Annotated in this window: 12 protein-coding genes; 4 read left to right on the forward strand and 8 right to left on the reverse strand. The window is 69.3% G+C overall.

From position 1 onward, the window contains the following. The first annotated feature begins 129 nt into the window (after positions 1-129). Together ACWD5F_RS09425 and ACWD5F_RS09430 are read left to right on the forward strand one after the other, a co-directional pair. Positions 130-1,401 carry a nucleotide sugar dehydrogenase gene (locus ACWD5F_RS09425; RefSeq protein WP_451252664.1) on the forward strand — a complete coding sequence of 424 codons (1,272 nt, stop codon included), beginning with the start codon at positions 130-132 and terminating at the stop codon, positions 1,399-1,401. After that, a complete protein-coding gene (locus ACWD5F_RS09430; RefSeq protein WP_451252666.1) occupies positions 1,398-3,110 on the forward strand; it encodes a glycosyltransferase in 1,713 nt (570 codons plus the stop codon). The genes ACWD5F_RS09425 and ACWD5F_RS09430 overlap by 4 nt, the downstream gene beginning before the upstream one ends. 62 nt (positions 3,111-3,172) lie before the next feature. On the opposite strand, the gene ACWD5F_RS09435 is transcribed toward ACWD5F_RS09430, so the two are convergent. The 7 genes from ACWD5F_RS09435 to ACWD5F_RS09465 form a co-directional block, all read right to left on the reverse strand. Further along, positions 3,173-4,606: a polysaccharide deacetylase family protein gene (locus tag ACWD5F_RS09435; protein ID WP_451252668.1), complete on the reverse strand. Its 1,434-nt coding sequence runs from the start codon at positions 4,604-4,606 to the stop codon at positions 3,173-3,175. 14 nt (positions 4,607-4,620) lie between these two features. Then, positions 4,621-6,045, reverse strand: a complete 1,425-nt coding sequence (locus tag ACWD5F_RS09440) for a cellulose binding domain-containing protein (protein WP_451252670.1) — start codon at positions 6,043-6,045, stop codon at positions 4,621-4,623. Between the two features lie 174 nt (positions 6,046-6,219). After that, positions 6,220-8,349 carry a 3-hydroxyacyl-CoA dehydrogenase NAD-binding domain-containing protein gene (locus tag ACWD5F_RS09445; RefSeq protein ID WP_451252672.1) on the reverse strand — a complete coding sequence of 710 codons (2,130 nt, stop codon included), beginning with the start codon at positions 8,347-8,349 and terminating at the stop codon, positions 6,220-6,222. Further along, on the reverse strand, positions 8,346-9,563 hold the full coding sequence (locus ACWD5F_RS09450; protein WP_123997096.1) for a thiolase family protein: 1,218 nt from the start codon (positions 9,561-9,563) through the stop codon (positions 8,346-8,348). The genes ACWD5F_RS09445 and ACWD5F_RS09450 overlap by 4 nt, the downstream gene beginning before the upstream one ends. 265 nt (positions 9,564-9,828) lie before the next feature. Beyond that, the gene (locus ACWD5F_RS09455) at positions 9,829-11,118 is read right to left on the reverse strand and encodes an HRDC domain-containing protein (protein WP_451252674.1); all 1,290 of its coding nucleotides are present in this window, start codon (positions 11,116-11,118) and stop codon (positions 9,829-9,831) included. Positions 11,119-11,247: 129 nt separating this feature from the next. Beyond that, on the reverse strand, positions 11,248-11,910 hold the full coding sequence (locus tag ACWD5F_RS09460) for a response regulator transcription factor (protein ID WP_019073943.1): 663 nt from the start codon (positions 11,908-11,910) through the stop codon (positions 11,248-11,250). Between the two features lie 251 nt (positions 11,911-12,161). Continuing rightward, positions 12,162-12,833, reverse strand: a complete 672-nt coding sequence (locus ACWD5F_RS09465) for a DUF3000 domain-containing protein (protein ID WP_451252677.1) — start codon at positions 12,831-12,833, stop codon at positions 12,162-12,164. A 105-nt stretch (positions 12,834-12,938) separates the two neighbouring features. Here ACWD5F_RS09465 and hemE point away from each other — a divergent pair, with 105 nt between their 5' ends. Next, positions 12,939-14,006, forward strand: a complete 1,068-nt coding sequence (gene hemE, locus ACWD5F_RS09470) for a uroporphyrinogen decarboxylase (protein WP_451252678.1) — start codon at positions 12,939-12,941, stop codon at positions 14,004-14,006. Between the two features lie 7 nt (positions 14,007-14,013). On the opposite strand, the gene ACWD5F_RS09475 is transcribed toward hemE, so the two are convergent. After that, positions 14,014-14,838, reverse strand: coding sequence for a rhomboid family intramembrane serine protease (locus ACWD5F_RS09475; RefSeq protein ID WP_451252680.1), 825 nt, complete (start codon positions 14,836-14,838; stop codon positions 14,014-14,016). A gap of 125 nt (positions 14,839-14,963) precedes the next feature. Between ACWD5F_RS09475 and ACWD5F_RS09480 the strand changes: the two genes are divergently transcribed. Further along, positions 14,964-15,290 carry a hypothetical protein gene (locus ACWD5F_RS09480; RefSeq protein ID WP_451252682.1) on the forward strand — a complete coding sequence of 109 codons (327 nt, stop codon included), beginning with the start codon at positions 14,964-14,966 and terminating at the stop codon, positions 15,288-15,290. The last annotated feature ends 67 nt before the right edge of the window (positions 15,291-15,357 follow it).

The raw sequence follows: 15,357 nt of genomic DNA on the forward strand, positions 1-15,357 counted from the left end.
TGAGCGGTGTAGTGAGTTTGTGAAGGCCTTGTTAGCCTTCCTTGAACTGAACTTGTTCGAAATGCGCGCGGGCGACCACATGGCGCCCGCGCTTGTCTGTGCCGTGCCAACGGGGTAGGGAATGATGTCGTGAGCAGATCCTCCACGGTGGATCTTGTTGTTGTAGGGCTCGGTTACGTGGGTCTTCCCCTGGCCCGCTCGGCCGCGGCGGCCGGACTGAGAGTCGTCGGCCTCGACCGCAGCCGCACCGTCGTCGACGGCCTGAACGCCGGCCGCTCCCACGTGGACGACATCACGGACGCCGAGGTCGCCGCGATGCTCGGCCAGGGCTTCGAGGCCGTGGACCGTCCCGAGGTCATCGCCGAGTCCGCCGCCGTCGTGATCTGCGTGCCGACCCCGCTGACCGAGTACGGCTCACCGGACCTCGGCGCGGTCCACGCGGCCGTCGGGGACATCGCCGCCCACCTCGTGCCGGGCACGCTCGTCGTCCTGGAGTCGACGACGTACCCCGGCACGACCGACGAGGTCGTCCGACCGCAGCTCGAGGCCGGCGGTCTGAAGGTCGGCGAGGACTTCCACCTCGCGTTCTCGCCCGAGCGCATCGACCCGGGCAACGCGTCCTTCGGCCTGGAGAACACCCCCAAGGTCGTCGGCGGCGTCACCGCGGACTGCACCAAGGCCGCCCGCGCCCTCTACGAGCGGTTCGTGACGCGCGTAGTGGAGGCGAAGGGCACCCGCGAGGCCGAGATGGCCAAGCTCCTGGAGAACACCTACCGGCACGTGAACATCGCCCTCGTCAACGAGATGTCGATGTTCTGCCGTGAGATAGGCGTCGACCTGTGGGACGCGATCCGCTGCGCCTCCACCAAGCCCTTCGGCTTCGCGCCCTTCTACCCGGGCCCCGGCGTCGGCGGGCACTGCATCCCGATCGACCCCAACTACCTTTCCTACAAGGTCCGTTCGCTCGGCATCCCGTTCCGCTTCGTGGAGCTCGCGCAGGAGATCAACCAGCGCATGCCCGTCCACGTGGTCAACCGCGCGGCCGATCTGCTCAACGACCAGGGCAAGGCCGTCCGCGGCTCCCGCGTCCTGCTGCTCGGCGTGACCTACAAGGCCGACATCTCCGACCAGCGCGAGAGCCCCGCCCTCGCCGTCGCCGAGAACCTCCTCGCCCGCGGCGCCGAACTCGTCTACTTCGACCCGCGCGTCGAGGACTGGCGGGTCGACGGGGTCCCGGTCGAGCGCGTCGGCGACTACCTCGAAGCCGCCGAGTCGGCCGACCTGACGATCCTGCTCCAGCCGCACCGCGAGATAGACCTGGACGCCCTGGCCGACCGCGCCCGCGCCCTGTTCGACACCCGCGGCAAGTCCGCCGATCACCCCCGGGTGGTCAAACTGTGACCACCGACGATACGTACGTCCCCGGAGCCGTCGAATCCGGAAGCCGCCGCGCACACCGCAAGCGCCGGCACCTGAAAGTCTCGTACGTCGTCTTCCTCGCCCTGGCGGCGCTGATCGCCACCCGGCTGGACGCGGGCTCCCTGCACATCTACTCGCTGGGCGCGATGGGCCTGCTGACCCTCAAGATGTTCGGCGCCCTCTTCTACCGCCCCGCCAAGGCCGGGCGGGAGGAGCTGGAGTACCTGGACAACGCCTGGGTCACCGCGGTCATCCCGATCTACAACGAGGACCCGGTGATGTTCGAGCAGGGCATGCGCAGCCTCCTCGCGCAGAGCCGGCTCCCGAACGAGATCCACATCATCGACGACTGCAGCGCCAACGACTCCGGCATCCGCACCGCGAAGAAGATGCGCCGCGAGTTCGAGGCCAAGGGCGTCAAGTACACGGTCAGCGTGCAGCCCGAGAACAAGGGCAAGCGCGAGGCGCTGGCGCTCGGCTTCGAGGCGGCGCCGTACTCCGACATCTTCCTGTGCGTGGACTCGGACACCGTGCTCTCCCGGGACACCGTCCGCGAGCTGCTGCTGCCGCTGGCCGACGAGAAGATCATGGCCTCGACGGGCATGGTCCTCGCGCTCAACCACGACAGCAACATCTTCACCCGGCTCCAGGACCTGCGGTACGGCAACTCCTTCCTCTTCGAGCGAGCCGCCTACTCCCGCCTCAAGTCGGTGCTGTGCTGCTGCGGCGCGCTCTCCGCGTACCGGGGCACGCTGGTGCGCAAGTACCTGCCGGACTTCCTCAACCAGCAGTTCCTGGGCAAGCCGGCCGTCTTCGGCGACGACCGCCGCATGACCAACTACTGCCTGATCGAGGGCCAGGTGGTCTTCCAGGAGACCGCCGTCGGCTACACCGCGGTCCCCGAGAAGCTGCCGCACTTCCTGCGTCAGCAGGTCCGCTGGAACAAGTCCTTCTTCCGCGAGTCCCTGTGGGCCTTCCGGCACCAGAAGAAGTACCGCCCGGCCTTCTGGCTGACCTGCATGGAACTGGCGCTGTGGCTGGTCTTCGGCTCGGCGATGTTCTACTCGATGGTCATCACGCCGATCGTGCACCCCGACCGGTTCGTCGCCCACATCGGCGACTACCTCGTCTTCATGGTCCTGATGGGCTACCTCCGCAACGTCCGTTACCTCGACTTCCCCCGCCGCGGCATGGGCTTCATCAAGCGGTTCGGCATGTTCCTGCTGGCGCCGGTCTACGGCGTGATCCAGCTGACCCTGCTGACCCCGCTGCGGTTCTACGCCCTGCTCACCCTGCACAAGGGCAGCTGGGGCACCCGCCAGGGCGGCGTCGAGGTGTCCGTGGCGGGCGACCACGAGGCCGACGTGACGGAGATCTTCGAGGAGGAGGACCCGTACTCCGACAAGAAGGTCACCGAGACGCTCCAGCTGATGCGCCTGGAGGGTGTGGCCCTGCGCCGCACCGCCCAGCGGGTGGCCCCGGCCATCCCGACCCAGCCGCAGCCGCTGCCCGGCTACGACGAGCAGCACGCCCACGTGCCCCAGCAGCGCGTGTCGTGGGGAGCGCCCCAGCAGGGCGGCTACCCGCAGCAACAGCAGTGGCAGAACGGCCCCGACGGGCAAGGCGAGTACGACTACGTCGATCCCGCCTGGCAGCACAACCAGGGCCAGGGCCAGGGACAAGGCTGGTGAGACGGTGACATGAAGAAGGGGGCGACCCGGTCGCCCCCTTCTTCATGTCCGGCTCTTCGTCCCTACGTGTAGTACTCCATCGCCTCGGCGACCGTGACCACCGGAATGCCCCGGTCGGAGATCGCCTTCATCAGCGTGTTGAGCCCGGTCTTGCTGAGCTCCGTGCTGGCCGTCGGAACCCCGTCCACCACCCGGTGCAGACAGAGGATCAGCCAGTCGCCGCTGTTGGCGCAGCGGTCGAGCCGCCCGCCCGCCGCCGTCAGGTTCGACAGCGCCGTACCGCCGATGCCCGAACCGTCGTTGATGCCCGTCAGCGCCTTGAGCCGGTACGGCATCGCCGGGGCGAAGGACTCGATGGTCTCGGAGATGATCGAGCGGGCCGTGGTGAAGTGCCGGCCCGCGATCTGGTCGACCGGCACACCGTCCTTGGTCTTCTCGAACGCGCCGTGCGGATAGGCGAAGTGCTCGCTGCTGAAGCCGTTGCCCACCATCCACTCGCGCAGGGTCCGCAGGTCGTCGTCCACCTGCTGCGCGGTCAACTGGCTGTAGCTCGCGGTATGGGCGCTCGTCGCGTACGCGTGCCCACCCATCTCCCAGCCCGAGAAGTTCTGCATGGACCGCATCTGATCGAGCGTCAGAAAGCTGCCGGTGCCGATCGCGTCGGCGATGTTGTAGACGGTCCCGGAGAAGCCGTACGCGTCCATCACAGGTCGGGCGAGGCCGTGGACGGACGTGTGCGAGTCGTCGAAGGTGATCGAGACGACGCCCTTGGGGAAGACGGACGCGGTGTCGGGGATCAGCTCGACGGTCTGCAGGTGGTACGTCACCGGGCCGCCCGCGTTGTCGTACACGGCGAACGACATGTCCGTGAAGCCCGTCGTGGTGGACGGCACCCCGGTGGAGGAGAGCGAGTATGTCCCGGCGGCGCTCGTGACGTCGGCCCACTGGAGATGGACGGTCACCCACTCGCCGGACTGGACGTAGTTCGTCGACGTCGTGGAGTGCGAGTGGAACTGCCACAGGAAGTAGTTCGCGAGCGAGCCGCTGCCCAGGTAGAAGGACAGCTTCGAGAGGTTCGTGACGTCGTCGACGCGGAACACGAGCCGAATCGCCTTGCCGGTCAGGCTCGTTGACGTGCCGCCCAGCTTGCGGACGTAACTCTGCTTGCCCGCGCCCGTGGTGGTCACCCGCACCGACTGGGTTCCGCGCACGAACAGGGAGGTGTCGTTCACGTCCGCGGAGGCGGTACCGGTGCCGGCACCGCTCCAGCCGTGCCCGGACTGGAACTGCTGGGACCAGGTGGCCCGCCGGTGTCTCGGCCGACGGCCCGAAGGCGCGTACGTCGGTGGGGTGTTGAGGTCCGCGAGACCGGCGGCGGCCGCCGGGGTGCCGCTCACCAGGGTGCCGCCGGCCGTGACAAGACCCCCGGCCCCGGCCAGTCGCAGAGCGGACCGGCGACTGAACCCGCGTGCTGTGCGGGCCTGTTCGTGACTCATCCGTACCCCCCAGGTCAGGACGTGGTGTTGAAGTAGTTCAGGCCGCTCTGGCTGTAGTCCTTGACCGCCGTGTCGACGTCGTCGAGGGACAGCGCGTCCTTGGCGTTGTAGTAGAGCCAGTCGACCTTCATGTCCCAGGCCCGCTCGCCGCTCTTGAACGGCAGGTCGATGAACCAGGTGTTGAAGTTCACCGACATGCCCGCGCGCGGGGCGTACTTGCCGCTGGTGGAGTAGATCTTCTTGCCGTCGACCCGGTAGGTCACCACATCGCCGTCCACCGTCATCACGACGGTGTGCCAGCCGGCCAGGCTCTTGAGCGTCGTGTTGTACACCCGGTCGTCGACGGTGTGCCAGGTGACGTTGTCGAGCTTGGGCCCGTACCGCCCCCAACCACCGTTCGGCATGTACTCGTTGTCGAGCTCGCTGTACGAGCTGCCCTTGCCGCCGATGGTGTAGAAGGTCTGGTTGACGTGGTCGCCGTTCTTGCCGGTCGTGGGGTCGTCGCTGAAGTGGATCCGGGCGGCGTAGGTGCCCGCGCGGAACTCCCGCCCGGCCGTGCCGACGCTCGCCTGCTTCGTGCCCTTCTTGGTGCCGTCCGTGCTGGCCCGCAGATTGAGCACCTGCCCGTCGCCCAGCGCGTCCTTCGCGGACGGGAAGCTCACCCCGTCGGCCGACCACGTGTCGTCGATACCGGGACCGCCGTCACTGGTGCGCACGAGCCAGCCGTGCTTGAAGAGCGCGGGGTCCTTGGGACCGGTGTAGTGGAAGTTGTCGAACAGGACGTCCTCGGGCAGCACCGGCGCCGCGTCGGCCGCGGAGGCCTTCACCGACTTGTCGTCCCCGTCCGGCTTCTTCCCGTCCGGCTCCTCGCCCCAGGCGAGCACACCGCGCTTGTACGCGGTCACCGTCCTCGACTCCTTGTACGTGGCCTTCTCCGCGTCGAAGGACCGGTCGTCGGACTGCTTCAGCTTCTCGTGGTCGACGCGGTACAGCTGGACGTCGATGCCCTTGCTGTTGGCGCCCGGCTTCAGCGTGCCCGCCGCGTCCGTGAACCTGAGCTCCAGGTAGTGGTCGGCGGTCTCCGTCGGCTCGGTCAGCTCGGTCACGGTGCCCGCGATGTTCGAGCAGCCGACGGCCGCCTGGACGCAGTTGAAGGCGTACGAGCCGCCGTCCGCGGTGAAGTAGTAGCGCAGCGCCACGTCGCTCAGCGGCAGCGGCTTCTTCGACTCGTTGAAGATCTCGAGCGACGGCTCGGCCGCGGCGGCCGTCGCCGGCGTCGCGGTCCGGTACCGGACGGTCAGCTCGGGCGGGTCCGGGTTCGCCTTGCGCCAGATCGGATACAGCGCCGTGGCGCCCGCGGCCACGACGGCAACAAGAAGCAACAGCTTGACCTTGGGCCACACCCGACGTCGGGGTTGTTGGCGGCGGGTGGACGCCACGGAAAATCCTCCGCGAGAAAGAGGGGACGTTCCGATCCGGCTCTGATCAAGAACGTCTGGTGAATGTGAACATTTGATCTGTCTGTGTGCAGATCCTATCCACAGGCGCACGGCAAAAGGGGGCGGGCCGCATGGATCGACACCATGCGGCCCGCCCCCTGCGCGGGAGCGAGGTTACGCCGGGACGCTCGCCACGCCGGGAGCCAGGAACGGCTTGCCGTTCACGCGCTGCGAGACACCCTCACGGTCCAGGTACGGCGTGATGCCGCCCAGGTGGAAGGGCCAGCCGGCGCCCGTGATCAGGCAGAGGTCGATGTCCTGCGCCTCGGCGACGACCCCCTCGTCGAGCATCAGCCCGATCTCCTGCGCCACCGCGTCCAGGACCCGGTCACGCACCTGCTCCTCGGTCAGCACGGAGTCGCCCTGCTTCAGCAGCGCGGCGACCTCGGGGTCCAGCTCCGGCTTCCCGCTGTCGTAGACGTAGAAGCCGCGCTTGCCCGCCTTGACGACGGCGGCGAGGTTCGGGGAGACCGTGAAGCGGTCCGGGAAGGCCCGGTTGAGGGTCTCCGAGACGTGCAGGCCGATGGCCGGACCGACCAGCTCGAGGAGGACCAGCGGCGACATCGGCAGACCCAGCGGCTCGACCGCCTTCTCGGCGACCGCGACCGGGGTGCCCTCGTCGATGACGTTCTGGATCTCGCCCATGAAGCGGGTGAGGATGCGGTTGACGACGAACGCCGGGGCGTCCTTCACCAGGACCGCGGTCTTCTTCAGCTTCTTGGCGACGGCGAACGCGGTCGCGAGCGAGGCGTCGTCCGTCTGCTCGCCGCGCACGATCTCCAGCAGGGGCAGAATCGCCACCGGGTTGAAGAAGTGGAAGCCGACGACCCGCTCGGGGTTCTTCAGCTTCGACGCCATCTCGGAGACGGACAGCGAGGAGGTGTTGGTGGCGAGGATCGCGTGCGCCGGAGCGACCGCCTCGACCTCCGCGAACACCTGCTGCTTGACGCCGATCTCCTCGAAGACGGCCTCGATGATGAAGTCGGCGTCGGAGAAGCCCTCGGCCTTGTCCAGCACACCGGTGACCAGGGCCTTGAGGCGGTTGGCCTTGTCCTGGTTGATACGGCCCTTGCCGAGCAGCTTCTCGATCTCGGCGTGGACGTAGCCCACACCCTTGTCGACGCGCTCCTGGTCGATGTCCGTGAGGACGACCGGGACCTCGAGGCGACGCAGGAAGAGCAGGGCGAGCTGCGAGGCCATCAGACCGGCGCCGACCACACCCACCTTGGTGACCGGACGCGCGAGCGACTTGTCCGGCGCACCCGCGGGACGCTTGCCGCGCTTCTGCACGAGGTTGAACGCGTAGATGCCGGCGCGCAGTTCGCCACCCATGATCAGGTCGGCGAGCGCCACGTCCTCGGCGTCGAAGCCCTGCTGGAGGTCGCCGTTCTTGGCGGCGGCGATGATGTCGAGGGCGCGGTAGGCGGCCGGAGCGGCCCCGTGCACCTTGGAGTCCGCGACGAAGCGGCCCTTGGCGACGGCCTGGTCCCAGCCCTCACCGCGGTCGATCGCCGGACGCTCGACCTTGATCTCGCCCTTGAGAACGTTCGCCGTCCAGACCAGCGACTGCTCCAGGAAGTCGGCGCCCTCGAAGAGCGCGTCGGCGATCCCGAGGTCGAAGACCTGCCGGCCCTTGAGCTGCTTGTTCTGGTTGAGGCTGTTCTCGATGATCACCGAGACGGCCTTGTCGGCGCCGATCAGGTTCGGCAGCAGCGTGCAGCCGCCCCAGCCCGGGACCAGACCGAGGAAGACCTCGGGCAGCGAGAAGGCGGCGATGTGCTTGGAGACCGTGCGGTACTCGCAGTGCAGACCGACCTCGACGCCACCGCCCATGGCGGCGCCGTTGTAGTACGTGAAGGTCGGTACCGCGAGGGTCGCGATGCGCTTGAAGACCTCGTGGCCGCCCTTGCCGATGGCGAGCGCGTCGTCGTGGTTCTTGAGCAGCTCGACGCCCTTGAGGTCCGCGCCGACGGCGAAGACGAAGGGCTTGCCGGTGATGCCGACACCGACGATGTCGCCGGCCGCGGCCTCCTTCTCGACCTGGTCGATCGCGGCGTTGAGGTTCGCCAGCGAGGCCGGGCCGAAGGTGGTCGGCTTGGTGTGGTCGAAGCCGTTGTCCAGCGTGATGAGCGCGAACCGCCCAGCGCCGTACGGCAGTTCGAGGTGGCGGACGTGCGCGGACGTCACTACCTCGTCGGGGAACAGCTCGGCCGCACCCTTCAGAAGCTCGGTGGTGGTGCTCACTTGTCCCCCTCGAAGTGCGGGTTCTCCCAGATGACGGTGGCGCCCATGCCGAAGCCGACGCACATCGTGGTCAGGCCGTAGCGGACGTTCGGCTGCTCCTCGAACTGGCGGGCCAGCTGGGTCATCAGCCGCACACCGGAGGCGGCCAGCGGGTGGCCGTAGGCGATGGCGCCGCCGTACTGGTTGACGCGCGCGTCGTCGTCCGCGATGCCGTAGTGGTCGAGGAAGGCCAGGACCTGGATCGCGAAGGCCTCGTTGATCTCGAAGAGGCCGATGTCACCGATGCCGAGACCGGCCTTGGCGAGGGCCTTCTCGGTGGCCGGGATCGGCCCGTAGCCCATGACCTCGGGCTCGACGCCGGCGAAGGCGTACGAGACCAGGCGCATGCGCACCGGAAGGTTGTTCTCCCGCGCGAAGTCCTCGGACGCGAGGATCGAGGCGGTGGCACCGTCGTTCAGCCCGGCCGCGTTACCGGCGGTGACCCGCCCGTGCACACGGAACGGCGTCTTGAGCCCGGCGAGGTTCTCCAGCGTGGTCCCCGGCCGCATGGGCTCGTCGGCGGTGACGAGGCCCCAACCGGTCTCGCCCACCTCGGAGTTGGTGTTCCGCACGGAGACCGGCACCAGGTCCTGCTGGATCTTGCCGTTGGCGTACGCCTTGGCGGCCTTCTCCTGCGAGCGCACGGCGTACTCGTCGGCGCGCAGCTTGGTGATGTGCGGGTAGCGGTCGTGCAGGTTCTCCGCCGTCATGCCCATGAACAGGGCGGACTCGTCGACCAGCTTCTCGCTGATGAGCCGCGGGTTGGGGTCCACGCCCTCACCCATGGGGTGGCGCCCCATGTGCTCGACACCGCCGGCGATGACGGCGTCGTAGGCCCCGAAGGCGATCGAACCGGCGGTGGTGGTGACGGAGGTCAGCGCACCGGCGCACATGCGGTCGATCGAGTAGCCGGGCACCGACTGCGGCAGCCCGGCGAGAATTCCCGCGGTCCGCCCCAGGGTCAGGCCCTGGTCACCGATCTGCGTGGTCGCGGCGATGGCGACCTCGTCGATCTTCTTCGGGTCGAGTCCGGGGTTGCGGCGCAGCAGCTCCCGGATCGCCTTCACCACGAGGTCGTCGGCCCGGGTCTCGTGGTAGATGCCCTTCGGGCCCGCCTTGCCGAACGGGGTGCGGACGCCGTCGACGAACACGACGTCCCTGACGGTACGAGGCACGATTGGCTCTCCTCCAGGGTGCGGGTTGGCACTGCTGCGGCACGCATCCACTGAGCGCGCGCTCAGTCCCCATGCTACTTATGAGTAACGTAGCTGCCCACCCCTGACGCCCCGAGCGGCGAAGGTCACACCGGGGAGACCCCGAGGATCTTGGCGCAAACTAGACGTTCACGGGGAGGCAGGCGCCCAGGTGAGTTGCCTTCAGGGGCGCGGGGAACTGCGCGAGCAACCCACGACCACCCGCAGTCGCCCCACAAGAGATCCCCTACGGCGCCTGGGCGGAAAGCGCAGCCACCAGAACCGGCGCAACTTGCTCGACCTGCCAAGGCCGAGCCCCATGCCCCGCAAGCGCCCCACCCACGGACTCCACGTCCACAACCTTCGGCGGCTCCCAACAGACCCGCCGCACGGTGTCAGGCGTGATCAGATTCTCCTGAGGCATGCCCAACTGCTCGGCCAACGCGGAAACAGCAGCCCGAGCCGCAGACAACCTGGCCGCGGCCGCCGGATCCTTGTCCGCCCAAGCACGCGGCGGCGGAGGCCCGGTCACCGGCTGCCCCGGCGCCGGCAACTCCACATCCGCCAAAGCCTTCGCACGATCCACCGCGGACTGCCACTGCTCCAGCTGCCGCCGCCCCATCCGATGCCCGAACCCGTTCAGCGCGGCGAGCGCATGCACGTTGACCGGTATCGCCAACGCCGCCTCGACGATCGCCGCGTCCCCGAGCACCTTCCCCGGCGAGACGTCCCGCCGCTGCGCGACCCGGTCCCGTGTCTCCCACAGCTCCCGCACCACGGCCAGCTGCCGACGCCGCCGCACCTTGTGCATCCCGGACGTCCGCCGCCAGGGATCCTTGCGCGGCTCGGCCGGCGGCGCGGACGCGATCGCGTCGAACTCCTGCCGGGCCCAGTCCAGCTTGCCCTGCCGGTCCAGTTCCTTCTCCAGCGCGTCCCGCAGGTCGACCAGCAGCTCCACGTCCAGCGCCGCGTACCGCAGCCACGGCTCGGGCAGCGGCCGGGTCGACCAGTCGACCGCGGAGTGCCCCTTCTCGAGTACGAAGCCGAGGACGCCCTCGACCATCGCGCCGAGGCCGACCCGCGGGAACCCGGCGAGCCGCCCGGCCAGCTCGGTGTCGAACAGTCGCGTCGGCATCATGCCTATCTCGCGCAGACACGGCAGGTCCTGGGTGGCAGCGTGCAGCACCCACTCGACACCGTCGAGCGCCTCGCCGAGGCCGGAGAGGTCGGGACAGGCCACGGGATCGATCAGTGCGGTCCCCGCGCCCTCACGGCGCAGCTGGACCAGATACGCGCGCTGTCCGTAGCGGTAGCCGGACGCTCGCTCGGCGTCGACGGCCACGGGACCGGAGCCCGCGGCGAAGGCGGCGATCGTCCGGGCGAGGGCGTCCGGGTCGGCGATCACGGCGGGAATACCGTCGCGCGGCTCCAGCAGAGGGATCGGCGCCTCCGCAGCAGAAGATCCGCCGTCGTCCGGAGGAGCGCCTCCGGTGGTTCGCAGTGAAACGTCTGCTGCGGTCTCTTGGGCGTCGGTCACATGTCAAGGGTATCTGTGTATGGACAGCGCCTGCCGACGGAACGTTCCGTCGGCAGGCGCCTGAGGGTCGTAAACCAGTCAGCTCGGTGAAAGCTCCGATTCACGTCCGTGAGTGTGAGGGGACGGGGGTCAGTGGATGATGCCGGTGCGCAGGGCCACCGCGACCATTCCGGCACGGTCGCCCGTGCCGAGCTTGCGGGCGATCCGGGCGAGGTGGCTCTTGACGGTCAGTGCGGACAGGCCCATGGAGACACCGATCGCCTTGTTCGACTGGCCTTCCGCGACCAGTCTCAGCACCTCGACCTCACGGCCGGAGAGCTCGCGGTAGCCGCCCGGGTGGCTCGGGGCACCCGGGGGGCGGCGGTGCATACGGGCGGCGGCGGAGCCGATGGGGGCGGCTCCGGGTCGGGTGGGGAGCCCGACGTTGGTGCGGGTGCCGGTGACGACGTAGCCCTTGACCCCTCCGGCGAGGGCGTTGCGGACGGCGCCGATGTCGTCGGCGGCGGACAGGGCCAGGCCGTTGGGCCAGCCCGCGGCACGGGTCTCGGACAGCAGGGTGAGGCCGGAGCCGTCGGGCAGGTGGACGTCGGCGACGCAGATGTCGCGGGGGTTGCCGATGCGGGGACGAGCCTCCGCGACGGACGAGGCCTCGATGACGTCGCGCACACCGAGCGCCCACAGGTGGCGGGTGACGGTGGAACGGACGCGGGGGTCGGCCACGACCACCATGGCGGTGGGCTTGTTCGGGCGGTAGGCGACCAGGCTTGCGGGCTGCTCGAGGAGAACGGACACCAGGCCTCCTGGGGTGCGGGACGGCTTTGAAGGTCACAGACGTCTTCGGCACCGAACGAGGAGTCCTTTAGAGAATGATCACGATCTAGTGAGTAACAATTAGTGCAATTCGGACGTGCGATCGATCATTCGGTGAATGAATCGGTTCGTTCGAGGGTTCACTCCTGACTGAAAGTGGCCGTATCGACAAAGAGACGGTCAATCGGCCACCACGAGTGGAACCCATCGGAACTACCTCGGACCCCGGCGGATCAGCGGGACTGCTGCGGCCCCCGGCGCTGCGGCAGCGTGACCACCGACGCGTCGCCCGGGCCGGCCGGCGGGAGACCCGCCACCTGTGCCAGCAGATCGCACCAGGAGGCCAGGTGCGCGGCCGTGTCCGGAACCCCGCCGAGGCCCTCACGGGGCGTCCAAGAGGCCCGGATCTCGATCTGCGAGGCGGCCGGCCGCTCGGCGAGGCCGCCGAAGTAGTGCGAGCTCGCGCGCGTGACCGTGCCGCTCGGCTCGCCGTACGACAGTCCGCGCGCCTGGAGCGCACCGGTCAGCCAGGACCAGCACACCTCCGGCAGCAGCGGATCGGCGGCCATCTCCGGCTCCAGCTCCGCGCGCACCAGCGTCACCAGCCGGAAGGCCCCGTGCCAGGCGTCGTGCCCGGCCGGGTCGTGCAGCAGCACCAGCCGGCCGTCGGCCAGGTCCTGGTCGCCGTCGACGACCGCGGCCTCCAGCGCGTACGCGAACGGAGCGAGCCGCTGTGGCGCGCGCGTCGGCTCGATCTCGACCTGCGGCCGCAGCCGGCTGTTCCGCAGGGCCTGGACCGCTGCCTGGAAAGCCGGCGGAGCTCCACCGCTACCGTCCCGGTCACCCTCCTTGGTGTCGTCCATTCCGTCAGCGCCGTCCGACAGTCGTCCTTGAGCCGCAGCCATGCGGGAAGGTTAAGGGGAACGGAGGGCTCGTGCGGGACTAGACACCCCCTCTTGGGTCCACCGGGCCGCGCAAAACGCCCTGCGCGGCCGTGCGAGACTTGCCCCGTGAGCGCCAACGAGACCCCCGCGGGGCAGCCGCCGACAGCCACGTACGACTCCGCCTTCCTCAAGGCGTGCAGGCGTGAACCCGTGCCGCACACGCCCGTGTGGTTCATGCGGCAGGCCGGGCGCTCCCTGCCCGAGTACCGCAAGGTCCGCGAGGGCATCGCGATGCTGGACTCCTGCATGCGCCCCGACCTGGTCACCGAGATCACGCTCCAGCCGGTGCGCCGGCACGATGTGGACGCGGCGATCTACTTCAGCGACATCGTCGTCCCGCTCAAGGCCATCGGTGTCGACCTCGACATCAAGCCCGGCGTCGGCCCGGTCGTCGCGCACCCCATCCGCACCCGCGCCGACCTGGCACAGCTGCGCGCGCTGGAGCCCGAGGACGTCTCCTACGTCACCGAGGCGATCGGCCTGCTGACGCGCGAGCTGGGCCCGACCCCGCTCATCGGTTTCGCCGGCGCGCCTTTCACCCTCGCGAGTTACCTCGTCGAGGGCGGTCCGTCTCGCACGTACGAGAACGCCAAGGCGATCATGTACGGCGACCCCGAGCTGTGGGCCGATCTCCTCGACCGGCTCGCGGACATCACGGCGGCCTTCCTCAAGGTGCAGATCGAGGCCGGCGCGAGCGCCGTCCAGCTCTTCGACTCCTGGGCCGGCGCGCTCGCCCCCGTCGACTACCGCCGCTCGGTGCTGCCCGCCTCCGCGAAGGTCTTCGACGCGGTCGCCGGGTACGGCGTCCCGCGCATCCACTTCGGTGTCGGCACCGGTGAACTCCTCGGGCTGATGGGCGAGGCCGGCGCGGACGTCGTCGGCGTCGACTGGCGCGTCCCGCTCGACGAGGCCGTCCGGCGCGTCGGCCCCGGCAAGGCGCTCCAGGGCAACCTCGACCCGACCGTGCTGTTCGCCGGACCGCAGGCCGTCGAGACCAAGGCCCGCGAGGTACTGGACTCGGCCGCAGGCCTGGAAGGCCACGTCTTCAACCTCGGCCACGGCGTCATGCCGACCACCGACCCGGACGCGCTGACCCGGCTCGTGGAGTACGTCCACACGCAGACCGCCCGCTGAGGACGCGTCACCAACTCTGCCGGGGCCGGGCCCGCCTGCCGAACAGCAGGCCGCGCGGTTCCGGCGGCGGGGGCGTGCCCGCCTTGAGCGGCCAGGCCAGCACCATGCCGACGAGGAACCCGACCACGTGCGCCGCGTACGCCACCGTCCCCGCGGTGGAGACGCCCTCGCCGGACGAGTAGATCGCCTGGAGCACGAACCAGAAGCCCAGCACCATCCAGGCCGGCAGCCGCAGCGGCAGGAAGATCAGGAACGGCACCAGGACCCACACCCTGGCCTTCGGATACAGCACCAGATACGCGCCCAGGACACCGGCGATGGCCCCCGAGGCGCCGATCAGCGGGTCGCCGGAGTCGGCGTTGAGGAGCGCGAAGCCGTACGAGGCCGCGTAGCCGCAGACGACGTAGAAGAGCGTGAAGCGGATGTGGCCCATGCGGTCCTCGACGTTGTTGCCGAAGATCAGCAGAAACAGCATGTTGCCCAGCAGGTGCAGCCAGCCGCCGTGCAGGAACATCGCGGTGAACACCGACAGCACGGGCGACTTGTCGTAGTCCGGCGGGGCCACCAGACAGCCGGCGCCGTTGGCGCCCACTCCGACCTCGCCCGTCGGGACGAGCTTCGGCAGCTGATGGTGGATCAACTCCTGTGGCACGGCCGCGTAGTGGTCCAGGAACGCCTGAAGATGGCACAGCTGCGAGACGCTGCTGTCGCCCGCCACGGAGCCGGCGAGGCCGGGCGTGTACAGGAAGACCAGGAAGTTCGCGGCGATCAGCGCGTACGTCACCCAGGGGGTGCGGCGCACCGGGTTCACGTCATGGACGGGGATGACCACAAGGGATAAGTGCCCGCGATGGGCCCCGCGAACCGGTGAACACCGGCACGCGTGCGTGCGTATGTGTCCTCAACTGCCCGCGGCACGGGGAAGGCGGGTCGCGGGGACGACGTGAGGAACAGGCGATGAACGACCGAGTTACTCCTCCGATGCAGGCCACGCCGGACGGCGAGGCAGAGATCTCCATGGTCATCCGGCTCCCTTGGGAAGACGTGGCCCGGCTGGGCCAGGAAGCGGGGCGGCTTGCTGCGCAGATGCAGCGGCCGGTCACGCTCGACGAGGCGGTGAGCAACCGGTTGCGGTCCACTCGGCCTGCGGCCACGCACGCGAAGCCGTCGCCCTCCGGGGAGCAGCCGGTTGCCATGCCGGCGGCGTCGGTTTCCTCGTTGCCGGCGCGGCCTCCGGCGGATCAGGCGCGTCAAGCTATCGAGCGGATTAACGGGACTGCCTAGGGGGCATCGCCGTTGGGGTGCGGGTTGAGTGCCGGGTGACTGTCGTCCGTGGCTGGTCGCGCAGTTC

It is taken from the genome of Streptomyces sp. NPDC002499, assembly GCF_053595415.1.